Source organism: Ruegeria sp. BA12 (genome assembly GCF_056539625.1).
In genome coordinates, this window is the sequence record NZ_JBQFVF010000003.1 from 1 (window position 1) to 12195 (window position 12195).

The 12195-nt window shown below is 53.8% G+C and carries 9 protein-coding genes; 6 read left to right on the top strand and 3 right to left on the bottom strand.

Features of this window, described 5'->3' with window-relative positions:
• Positions 1–1292, bottom strand: a 1292-nt coding sequence (locus ACR0B0_RS08015; RefSeq protein ID WP_480567109.1) for a right-handed parallel beta-helix repeat-containing protein, incomplete at its 3' end; no start/stop codon positions are given.
• Positions 1293–2081: 789 nt separating this feature from the next.
• On the opposite strand from ACR0B0_RS08015, the gene ACR0B0_RS08020 reads away from it, so the two are divergent.
• The 6 genes from ACR0B0_RS08020 (at position 2082) to ACR0B0_RS08045 (ending at position 8313) form a co-directional block, all read left to right on the top strand.
• Positions 2082–2486: an SxtJ family membrane protein gene (locus tag ACR0B0_RS08020; RefSeq protein ID WP_170349857.1), complete on the top strand. Its 405-nt coding sequence runs from the start codon at positions 2082–2084 to the stop codon at positions 2484–2486.
• Positions 2487–2495: 9 nt separating this feature from the next.
• Positions 2496–2645 carry a DUF5989 family protein gene (locus ACR0B0_RS08025; RefSeq protein WP_170349858.1) on the top strand — a complete coding sequence of 50 codons (150 nt, stop codon included), beginning with the start codon at positions 2496–2498 and terminating at the stop codon, positions 2643–2645.
• A 9-nt stretch (positions 2646–2654) separates the two neighbouring features.
• A complete protein-coding gene (locus tag ACR0B0_RS08030) occupies positions 2655–4496 on the top strand; it encodes a carbamoyltransferase family protein (protein WP_480647215.1) in 1842 nt (613 codons plus the stop codon).
• Positions 4497–4571: 75 nt separating this feature from the next.
• Complete coding sequence (locus ACR0B0_RS08035) at positions 4572–5384, top strand: alginate O-acetyltransferase AlgX-related protein (protein ID WP_480647217.1); 813 nt, start codon at positions 4572–4574, stop codon at positions 5382–5384.
• Positions 5385–5393: 9 nt separating this feature from the next.
• Positions 5394–6956 (top strand): carbamoyltransferase C-terminal domain-containing protein, encoded by a 1563-nt coding sequence (locus tag ACR0B0_RS08040; RefSeq protein ID WP_480647219.1) that lies wholly within the window; start codon positions 5394–5396, stop codon positions 6954–6956.
• Between the two features lie 94 nt (positions 6957–7050).
• Positions 7051–8313, top strand: a complete 1263-nt coding sequence (locus tag ACR0B0_RS08045) for a right-handed parallel beta-helix repeat-containing protein (protein WP_480647221.1) — start codon at positions 7051–7053, stop codon at positions 8311–8313.
• 39 nt (positions 8314–8352) lie between these two features.
• On the opposite strand, the gene ACR0B0_RS08050 is transcribed toward ACR0B0_RS08045, so the two are convergent.
• Together ACR0B0_RS08050 and ACR0B0_RS08055 are read right to left on the bottom strand one after the other, a co-directional pair.
• A complete protein-coding gene (locus ACR0B0_RS08050) occupies positions 8353–9819 on the bottom strand; it encodes a glycosyltransferase family 39 protein (protein WP_480647223.1) in 1467 nt (488 codons plus the stop codon).
• A gap of 257 nt (positions 9820–10076) precedes the next feature.
• Positions 10077–12077, bottom strand: coding sequence for an acyltransferase family protein (locus ACR0B0_RS08055; protein ID WP_480647225.1), 2001 nt, complete (start codon positions 12075–12077; stop codon positions 10077–10079).
• Positions 12078–12195: the final 118 nt, after the last annotated feature.

Here is a 12195-nt window from a genome sequence, read left to right on the forward strand (position 1 = left end):
GTCCCGCTATCGGGTTGCGTGGTCCCACTGTCAGGCTGGGTTGTACCACTGTCAGGTTGGGTCGTCCCGCTATCGGGTTGCGTGGTCCCACCGCCGGGTTGGGTTGTTCCACCACCGGGCTGAGTGGTGCCGCCGCTAGTAGCGGTTCCAACCCAAGCGTCATAAGAGAACGGAAACTGCTGAGCCAAATCCGAACCCGCATTCAAGTTGTCAACGATGCTGCCCGGTATGACGCCATACTGGTTGTATCCATCTTGCGCGCCAGTCGCATGATACGTGAACACGCCGTCATATTGGTGGGTCTTGACCAAAGCATTGTCCGTTACATTCCAGTCCGATTGGCCGGAATAGCCATTGATCTGGGAAACAACGTTTTGATTAATCGTGACATTGGTCGAACCACTGGCCACAGATAGCTTCGGAATTGACACACCGCCGGTCAACGCGCCAGGCACTGCCAGAACCGTGTTGTTCGAGATCGTCAAACCGTTAGTTCCGCTCACGGAAATTCCGTGTGTGTGGCCGTTGTAGATCGTGTTATTTTCGATCAGAACATTTTGGTAGGGCTGGACGATTTTACCGTTCCCCATGAAAATCGATTGCGCCCAATCCCCGGACCCCATGTCCAGGACGTTGTCGCGAATGATGATGTCGGTACTTACACCCGTAAGCCTCGAAAACTGGATAAAGTCTCCATGACCTCCAGCATTCGGATTACGTTCAAAGTCGTGAATATAGTTGCCTTCGATCACGGCGCCTTTGATGTTTTCATAAAACATCCCGTCCTCACTGATCGAATGTAAGTTGTTGCCCGAGACAGTCACATCCGTGCTGATCCCCACATACATCCCTTTTAGCCAGTCGTGGAACTCGTTGTTTGTAACATTGATGTTGTCGCTACGAAAAACAAACAAGCCCTGACCCCATCCGTACCCGTCAGCTGTCGCGGATACTCCGGTGGCCACATCCCCCGAGAACGTGGAGTTATCAACCGTGATGTTCGAGCTGTTCACGATTGAAAACGGCCGATAGCTTTTTGCTTCCCCATTAAAGCTATAGTCGAAATTCAGATCTTCGAACGCAATGTTCGACGCGTTGTTCACGTTCATCGCCGTGATCGTAGCGGGTGCGTTCGCATCCGCGGACTTGATTGTTACAGTCGATGCATAGTTCGCGCTTAAGTTCAGCGCGCCATAATCACCTGCTGCAAGAAGTATCGTTTCCCCACCTTTCGCCTGAGACAAAGCCTGATTCAGCTCGGCCGCAGAGGTTACCGTAATTGTGGTCGACATGTTTCACCTTCTGTTTCATAGGCGCTGTGAGTGGCAGCGCACGAGAACCCGCTCACCCGGGACAAAGGGAACAGCCGCACAAGGGCGACAGGTTGGCCAGAATATGGCTATGTTTGGAAACTGTTGCCTGTATTGAGACAGTTTTGCCTCATTGCCTTCATTTCCGAGTGAACTCGATACTCGATACCGGGAATTGTTCCCCATCCCTTAGCGGTCATCTTAGGGTGTGACGAATTGATTCCGGGGTCGCAACAATGGTCAACAAAATGCCATAATTCAGGCGTGACCTCGCGTATCTGCGCTAGACATCGGCAATCACTTGCTGGGTTCCCCAACGTCAACCGCTCGGCGAGCCTCCCTGCCCACGCTCACTTAGTTTCATTTCGATACTGAAAAGTGGCAATGAGAAGATGAGGCGACACCGCAGAGCGCAATTGGCAATCAGCTGGACATCAGATGCAGACCGATAAAAAAAGGTTTCGCACCTCGGCCGGGTGAGCCCGTCTGGCCGCACAGCCAAACCAGGCGCTCAATACTGGCGGCACCGGGCCAATCCTTGAATCCCATCTTGTTTGTTTCCGCATTCACGACACTGTGCGCGATTTCTGCGCGCAAACCGACCTCAAAACCGGTCCTTGCGCCCAGAATTTTGGGAATAGCGCCCATTTGCCAAAAAAATTTGCGACAACAGCACAGCCTGAGTGTATAAATTAACAAAGTTGGTTTCCCTGACTGGTTGTGCAGGGCGGCGTATGAGTTCTTAAAGTTATCCGATGAGATGATCTTGTTATGATCGATATTGAGGCACGACACGAAGTCCAGGGTGGCAGCAACCGTAATTTTGGTTTCGTTTTTGCAGCCGTATTCACCATCATTGGTCTATGGCCGCTGATCCACAGCGGAGGCTTGCGGTATTGGGCGCTGGCGATTGCGGTCGCGTTTGTGCTGGTTACTTTGCTGCGCCCCTCGTTGTTGTCGGGCGCAAACCGGCTGTGGACTAAGTTCGGCCTACTGCTGGGCGCAATTGTTGCGCCTATCGTTATGGCGTTGGTCTTTTTTCTGACCGTGACACCAACCGGACTGATCATGAGGGCCTTGGGAAAGGACCTTTTAAGACAAAAACTAAACAAGGACACAAACACATATTGGATTAAACGCACGGAAAACGTGGGTTCGATGAAAAATCAATTTTAGGAGTATCGGATGTCGTTTCTGATGGAGATGTGGCAATTTCTCAGGTTTCGAAAGAAATTCTGGCTTCTTCCGATCCTTGTCATGATGGTTCTTTTTGGCGGGTTGATCGTTCTAAGTCAGGGTTCGGCTATCGCCCCGTTCATTTACACGCTGTTCTAGGACCGGGTCGTGACTGCAATTCTAGGAATCTCTGCGTTTTATCACGACAGCGCCGCGGCCATTGTCGTTGACGGCTCTTTGGTCGCCGCAGCGCAGGAAGAGCGCTTTACGCGCAAAAAGCACGATGCGGGATATCCGTTTCATGCGATCGAATATGTTCTGGATGAAGCTGGCCTTGGACTTGGCGACGTCGATCACATCGCATTTTATGACAAACCATTCCTAAAGTTCGAACGCCTTTTGGAAACATATGTCTCCTACGCTCCGCGCGGGCTGAAGTCCTTTCGGATGGCCATGCCGGTCTGGCTGCGCGAGAAGCTGTTTCAGAAAGACTTACTGAGCCGGGAACTGCGCCGACACGATCCCGAGTTTCGGCCCGGGGACAAGCTGATGTTCAGTGAGCACCATTTCAGCCACGCTGCCAGTGCATTCTTTCCCTCTCCTTTTGACGAGGCGGTGGTTTTAACGCTGGATGGTGTCGGCGAATGGGCCACGACGACATTGGCGATCGGGCGCGGCAAGGACCTGAAGATTGAAAAGGAAATCCATTTTCCGCATTCGATCGGCCTGCTCTATTCCGCGTTCACGTATTACACGGGCTTCAAGGTCAACAGTGGTGAATACAAGGTCATGGGGTTGGCCCCCTATGGCGTCCCCCGCTTCAAGGATGTCATTCTAGAGAACCTGGTTGACCTGAAGGAGGACGGGTCCTTCAGGCTGGACATGCAGTATTTCAACTATGCCGTTGGTCTGACGATGACCAACCAACGTTTCTCTGACCTGTTTGGCGAGCCTGTGCGCCAACCTGAAAAAGACCCACTGACCCAGTTCCACATGGACATCGCGGCCTCGGTTCAGGCCGTGACCGAAGAAATTGTGCTGCGGCTGACCCGGTCTGCCGCGCAGGAATATGGCATCGAAAATCTGTGCATGGCCGGGGGCGTGGCGCTGAACTGCGTTGCCAACGGTCATATCCTTCGGGACGGCGCGTTCAAGGATATCTGGGTGCAGCCTGCCGCCGGAGATGCCGGGGGCGCGGTTGGGGCCGCATTGGCGGCATGGCATACGGAACTGAAAAACGAGCGTCAAAGCAGCAGCCCGTCCGACAAGATGCAAGGCTCTTATCTGGGCCCATCCTTTGCACAGGATGACATTGAGCAACGCCTGACCGCGATTGGCGCAAAATTCGAGACATTCGAAACCGATGGCATGATCACCGAGGCAGCGACAGCTCTGGTCGACGGTAAGGCGCTTGGCTGGTTCCAGGGCCGGATGGAATTTGGGCCTCGCGCGCTTGGGGGACGGTCCATTATTGGCGACCCCCGGTCCCCTTCGATGCAAAAGACGCTGAACCTCAAGGTGAAATACCGGGAAAGCTTTCGCCCCTTCGCCCCTTCAGTCCTGCGCGAAGATGTAAGCGATTGGTTCGAGTTGGACTATGACAGCCCCTACATGTTGCTGGTTGCGGATGTTCAGGAAAAATTGCGCCGCACGATGACCTCGGAAGAAATGCAGCTTTTTGGTATCGACAAGCTTAATGTTGTGCGCTCGGATATTCCGGCGGTCACCCATGTCGACTATTCTGCCCGGGTTCAGACCGTGCATGCCGAAACCAACCCCCTTTACCACGCGCTGATTAGCGAATTTAAGCAGCGCACCGGTTGCCCGGTTGTGGTCAACACATCCTTCAACGTCCGAGGGGAGCCGATCGTCTGTACTCCCGAAGACGCGTTCCGTTGCTTCATGGGCACCGAGCTGGACATGCTGGTCATCGGCCGTTGCATTTTGCGAAAACCTGATCAGGATCAGGCGCTGAAACAGGATTATAAAGAAGCGTTTGAGCTGGACTAGGACAGATACCTCTCGTCGCGTTGTTTGCGACACGGTCAGTATAGTGCCTACTGGAATTCGATGTATGAGACCAAAATGACGCTCGCAAGATCCAAGTCCGGCTATCGGAAACTGCTCGGGGTTTTCCTGATGGTCCCAAGTGTGGCGTTCAACAAATGGTCGGTACAAGCACTGGTCACGTCGGACGGGCAGATTGACCGGCGCCGGGACCTTGCTCAAAGCGTTGCATTGAGTGTTGCAACTCTCGGGTTTTTGACCCTGTTGATTGAACTGTCCGCCTTGACCGGCCTCATCGATTATCAGCAGATCTTTATACCCAATAGAATTAGCCTTTTAGGACCCCATAACCGGGTCTATGAGCCGGACGGGTTCTATAGCCAACCCAAAAACGACCAGTATAGCAAGACACGACCGGGGGATGCCGTGTTAACATTTGGCGCGCGCACGCGGTCTGGTCACTTCATTGACGCGGCTTGGTCTGAAGAAACGGTAATGCATTTCGCCTATCCCCCTCCCGATAGGGTCGAGGCACGCTTGGCCTATCTGAAAGAGCTATTGATACAAGGGCATGCTCTTGTTCGGGAAAATGGCGGGAAGCTTCTGGTCGCGCACATCCCGATTAAGACAGATGTTTATCGCGATTTGCTGGCCTTTCCCGATGACAGCGTCTTACAGGACTGGGTGTCATTGGAACTGGCCGCTGAACTTAAGACATTGGCCGATGAGAACGGCATAGGCTATATGGATTTGACGCCTGCCTTGCGGAAGGCCGCCGCTGACGGAACATTGGTTTATTTTCTGAACGATGCGCATTGGACCCCAAATGGGCATCAGGTCGCCGCACGGGCAGTGATTGATCGCCTGACAATAAAAGGCTGGTTGGATTAGAGTGCTAGTATGAAAATTCTTTCCTTCAAATCCGGGCATGATGGGGCGGTCGCAGGGGTCGACGCGCCAAAACAGCATCTGATGTTTTCCTATGAAGCCGAGAAAGACAGCCTTCCCCGAAACTCACCAATTGACCCGAATACCCTCCTCGACGCCGGGCTGTGGTTCAACGAGCTTCCTGACGTTCTGGCGCTGAGCGGTTGGTCGACGCCGGGGGAAAGCCATACCGCCATATCCGGTGCCGGAAGCTTTGGCATAGACGAAAGCACGGCCATTGTCGGAACAAAGAACTTTTTCGGGAAACGGCTGGACTATTATTCTTCCTCGCACGAACGCTCGCTCATCTGGGCGGCTTATGGGCTGTCGCCCTTCGAACAGGGCGAGCCTTGTTATGTCCTGGTCTGGGATGATGCGCTGGGTGATTTCTATGAAATCGATCGCAACCTAAAGATACATCACATGGGGCGGGTGCTGGCTGCGCCCGGGCGCCGATTTTCCTTTCTCTATGCGCTTGCCGACCCCAGTTTTTCGGGAACGGATAATACCCCGGGAAAGGAGTTTTCCAGCAAACTGCAATCAGCCAGCGCACATGGCGAGGCAAACGTCATTGATGGCGACGCACAGGGTTTGATTGACGCACTGTTACAAAACGGCGCGGATTCTGGTTTCCTAAACAAGGAAGCGTTCAAAAACTCACCCTACTACAACATTGGCGTCACTTCGCCCAGATTCCACAACCTTGCGGCCAGATATTCAGACGCGGTGTTTTCCCGCTTCCACGACTTCGCAAAAGCCAATCTGACCAAGCGCTATCCGCTGTTGATTACCGGAGAATGCGGCCTGAACTATCGCTGGAACACGCGTTGGCGGGACAGCGGCCTGTTCCGCGATGTCTTCATCCCCCCATGCACCAATGACTCGGGCAGTGCAATCGGTACAGCGGTTGATGCCATGCGTCATTTTACGGGGCGGGCCAAACTGGACTGGACGGTGTATGCAGGCCAGCCATTCAACGACGACCGGGTAGATATGCAAGGTGTCACCAGCCGCGAATTGAATCTTAGAGAGGTCGCACAAGCGCTGCATGACGGAATGGTCATCGGCTGGGTCATGGGAAATTGCGAAATTGGCCCCCGGGCGCTTGGGAACCGCTCGATCCTGGCGGCGCCCTTTTCCAACGAAACACGCGACCGGGTAAACAGAATCAAAGGCCGTGCGGGCCTTGCGCCAGTGTCACCCGTTTGCCTTGAGGACGATGTGTCGAACCATTTCGACTGGTCTGGCCCCTCGCCGCACATGCTTCATTTTCAGCAAGTGACTAACCCAAACCTTAGGGCGGTAAGCCATGTGGACGGGTCGGCACGGGTGCAGACCGTGACTAAAGACCAGAACGCGATGCTGTATGACCTGCTAATCGAGTTCAAGGCAACCAGCGGCGTCGGCGTCTTATGCAACACGTCGCTGAACTTCAAACGCTCGGGCTTTATCAACAAGACAAGCGACCTTTACAAATTCGCGCGCTCTGTTGGACTTGATGGTTTTGTCGCCGGCAGATCGTTTTATCGGCTCTAAGACGCGCTCTGACTGGTAACAGGGCCGCGATAGACAAGGCTTTCTTATGTGCCTAATATTTCTTGTACAGCCAATATTATAAAGAGTTACTCCTATGAGACGTATAAATATCTCTGTTGGCATCCTGTTTTGGTCCATTCTTGTGTTCGCATCTCTGGCAACGCCATTGCTTGCAGCGTCGGCTTGCTCTGGGTTTAAAGGCGGATCACAATCGCAAAACGGCCAGGTTATCCAAAACGCCCAGGGCCTCAATCAAGCCCTCAATCATGCCAGCGGCGGGGAAACCTTGCTGTTGGCCGGGGGAAACTACGACGCTTTGATCGTCAAAAGGGCTTTCAAAACCCCAGTCACGATCCGGTCTGCTGATCCAAGTTCACCGGCATGTTTCACAGGTTTACGCCTGAAGAATGCTGGCAATCTCATGCTGGATGGGTTGATGTTCGACTATTCCTTCCAGCGTGGCGACAAGCACCGTACTAACCATTTCGGCATTGCTAACGGTCACAACATCACCATCACCAATTCCGTATTCGACGGGGATTACAACACCGGCATAGGGCACGGCCTTGGCTTGCAGATCACGGGCAGTTCTAAAATAACCATCTCGAACAGCCTGTTTCGTAAATGGTGGAAAGCGCTGACTGCGTTCAAAACCACACATCTGACGCTGAGCCGAAATCAGTTCTATGACATTCGGGCTGATGGAATGGCCCTAAGCGGAATTGACAACCTGACGATCGAACTCAACAGGTTTCACACTTTCCGCGGCGGCAACAGCCGCGATCACCGAGACATGATCCAACTGATGCGGACGACGAACCGAGGCAGTTCGAATATCGTGATCCGGGATAACGTCTTTGACATCGGAGCCGGAGATTATACCCAGACGATTTTCATGGGCAAAAGCGGTAAGAATACAAGTGACCCCCTTTTGCGGCACAAGAACGTGCTGATTGAAAACAACGTGATCTACAACGCGCATATGCACGGCATTTCGGTTCATGGGGCCGACAATCTTTCGATTCGCAAAAACTCGATCATCCGGGTCCGCCAACCGAAAGGCGGCAAGGTATCGATCCCGCGCATAAATATCTCATATTCGACTTCTGTCGTAATCGAGCAAAACGTAGTCAGTGGGATCAACGGGTACCAGAACCAAAAGGATTGGGCCGTACTCAACAACGTCATTGTTCAGGATCAGTCCCCTTCGAGCCCCGGCTATTATGACCGAGAGTTCATCTATTATGCGACCGGGGCCGCCAATGGCTTTCACGAATACGGGGTGCGCCCTGGCAGCGAGGTCGACCGCCTTAAAGCCGGGTCCACGCTCGTCAATAATTACCCGACACGCCAATAGGAGCCTGCACGCCTTCTATCAGTTGTTTCTGAAGCGAAGTCACTTGCGCCGATAGATAAGAACGTGTCCGTCCCCAAGCGTGCCAGCAAAGGTGCGTTCAAGTTCCAGTTCCTTATCAGCATCCGTCCCAAGCCGTGGAATGACGCGCAGCATCCGGTTCGGAAACAAAACCACCAGCGCCACAGGTCCGGGTTGTTCCATCGCCTTGGCATAGCCCTCTGCATCGCCGATGGTTTTCCAGTCAGCATCAAAGTGACTTTCAAAAACAGGGCCGCCGGGATTGATGGCATAAACGCGTTCTGAAGGGCCGCGCGTTTCTTCGACAAAGGCAAAAGCCCCGGCTAGATTCTGTTTAGGAGCATCATAGTTGCGCTGTACCAGAAACATGGACACGGCAACCATCACCAGAACACCTGCGATAAACAACGGCCGCGAAATCTGAGGCCGTCTGAACAGCCGCGCCACCAGACCGGCACCATAGCCGCAACCGACAACGACAAGAACAATGACCGGACCGATATCGACAAAGAAAAACCTCGGCCAAATCCGCATATCCAGCGACATGAGAATAACCAGCGTCACGACAATATGCATGGCGATGGTGACAAAAAACAGTGGCTGTTTCGCATGCGTCCCCAATGCGCCAAAAGCAACGGTCACCAACCCCGCCACGGCCACGATCACTGTCAATGGCCCGGTATTGCCAATTGCAGTTCGCACGCCTTCGACCATGGTCCAGATCGGGTTTTGATAGACCTGCATCTTGTCGACAGAGGACGTCGCCGATATCTCACCCATGGTATTCAGAACACTGGGTAAAATCGGCAAATAGGCTAAAAAGATCAGAACCAGCGCAAGGGCAACGCCGATCAGCGGCTGCAGCACCCATTCGCGAGTCAGGGGGGCCTCACGACCGAACCCGGTCACCAGTGAGATCAGCCAGACGAACCCTAGCGCGACAAAGAAAAATGCACCCGTCAAATGCGTGAAAACAGCGGCGGCGGCGGTCAGTCCAAAGGCGATCCAGGTTTTCATCGCCGGACGCCGCACACCCCGCAGAAACAGAATGAGGCCAAGCACACTCCAAAAAGCAAGCTCGGTATACCCGCGCGCATTCTGTGAGAACCAAACCTGATGATAGGACAAGGCCACGAGCAAGGCCGAGACATGCGCGATCCAGGTGTTTGCGACCTCTTTGGTCAGCCACCAGATCGCGGCGACGATGCCGACGCCGAACACTACGGCTGGGAAACGGTAGACCCAGGATTCCTCTCCGAATATCTGAGAAAACAGCTTTGCCTTCATGCTGAAGAAATAATGATGGTTCATGGAATATTCGCGCATCATGTCGCCCCAGGGCAAACGAATATGCGTGTCGACAGTCCAGATTTCATCATACCAAAGCGGTGAGTTCAGCCCTGCAATTCTCAACGCGGCAGCGAGCAGCAGAATGAACAATAGAATTGCCAAATCACTGCGGCCAATCGCGGGGGATGGCGGCTTCATGTCAGCTTCTCCGATCACGCGCGCATCTCCGGGTACCAAACCTATCCTAACCTTGCACGAGCCAGACACAGCCGCCCGCTGAAACTTGTCCGATTATCCTCGTTTCCATCCCACGCGTCGAAGCGAATGTACCGTCGCTGGTGTATTTTGATATGGACTGTCTCTTGATTGCAGACATTTTCACTAAATGGCCCAGATTGTTGTGGGGTCGGGCAGTCCAGCCTTGCGGATATGCCCCAGTGTACAGACGGAATGCACTAATTTCGCAGGAAATGCTGATCCAGCAAGGCCGGCATAACCCAGTTTGCTCCAAACTCGCTCAGATGATCGTCATCCCGGTAAAGAGGGCGACCGTCCAGATGAATACGGCAGAACTCATCGCATAAAATATCAGCCGGACGCGCAAGCGCCGCGTCGAATTCCCGCCCGGCATCCGCAAGAATTGCGTAAGAGCGGGAATTGCGTAGATCAAACTCTTCCCGTGACGGGGGCACGCGCAACTGAGTCCCGAACGCAGCGCTGCCTGCGAGGGCATCGGGGACGTTGAACCCGATCTCTGGTATTGACCCGACGATAAGAACCTCGATACCCCGGCTTTCCAGCCTTTGAAGCAGCCGTTTCAGACCCTGTTCCACGTGTTTTGGATTATCCTCAACCCCAGTGGGGCGCTCATCGGTTGCCGCCAGAACGGCTATTCTCCCCTCTTCGCCCGAAACCCGAACACCTTCGGTCGCCAAAGCCCAACGCGACGCCACGACAACCGCGTCTAATTCGGGCAGTCGTTCGATATAGCGCACCACCAATTCGTTATGAGTGTCGCAACCATGAGCAGGCGCCATGTCGGCGCGGCGGACCCCCAACAGCGCAGGGCAGCCAAACTTTACAAAGGCCTCGCCCGGAATGTTGTTGTCTTTCAGCCAGGAATCTATGCCGGGTAACAAAGACCCGGCATGGGAATCCCCCCACACGACGACGCGAGGTTCTGCGTCGGCCTGATTGGATGCTCCTATTTTGCAGGGTTCTTTACCGTCTTCCCACTGTCTGCACGCATCCATCAGATAATGGGATTCCTTGAACTTGTTCATTTTGGCTGCCAACTCAGCCGGAACCCTGCTTGGAACGCCCTCTTTCACAACAAGTATGACGGCTAGCCCCAATATAAGCGTGGCACCTGTGCCTGCACCCGTAAAAATACTGGCTCGCGAAAAGCCCCCTTTGCTGGCCGGAATGCGAAAGGGTCGCTCGATCAGATACAAGCTAGCCGCTGCAAGCAGAACAGACAGAAATACACAAATCATCGCCGTCATAGCGGGCAGATCCGCACTGCCGTTTTGCACTCTGGCCGCGACCAGTACCGGCCAATGCCACAGGTACAGCGAATAGGAAATGAGCCCAATCCAGACTATCGGGCGCAAGGCCAACAACCGGCCGGCAGACGTAGTGTTATTCATTCCCGCCCAGATCAAAAAAGCGGCACCTGCACAGGGCGGCACAGCCATCAACCCGGGGAACGGGGTGTTGTCCGAGATCAGAACGATGCTGCCTAGGATAATTGCCAATCCAATCAGCCCGATTACCTCAGCCACCAGCGGGCGACGGAGTGCCGGAAACGCACCGATGGCCAACAGCGCACCCAGCCCCAGTTCCCAAACCCGCATTGAGGTAAAATAGAAGTTGGCTATCGGCGCAGCGGTCGTCGCCCATATCGAAAGCCCCAGAGATATGAGTGAAATCAGCGCAATCACACCAACCCAAAAGCGGCGCGATTGTTTCGCCATTACCCACAATAATATTGGAAATCCAAGATAGAACTGTTCTTCGACCGCCAAAGACCAGGTATGAAGCAGCGGCGCCAATTCGACCCCCCTGCCGAAATAGTCACCAGCCGCATCCCAAAACCAGACGTTAGACACAAAAAGCAGCGTTGCAGCCGTAGACCTGGCAAGCGCGTCATACTGGCTGGGCAGTAGAAGAAACCAGCCGACAGCCAGGCATGCGACAAGCACTATAAAAAGTGCGGGCAGGATGCGCCTGGCCCTGCGTTCGTAAAAAGATAGCAGCGAAAACTGCCCGTCCCGGATTTCCCGCGTGAGAATTCTGGTTATCAAAAAGCCAGAGATGACGAAAAATATATCCACACCGACGAACCCGCCCGGAACTGCGCTAAAACCAGCATGGTGCAGGACAACAGGAACTACGGCGACCGCGCGAAGCCCATCAATGTCCGGTCTGTAGGAAATTTTCGACACATCGTTCACACAAACTATTAAACCCAGAAAATTTTCACCACTTCTATTTCATTTCACCCAAATCCCAAGGTGCATTTTTTGACTTTATACAGCAAGGCTTGCGGCCCCCTGTTCAATGCTCCCTTCT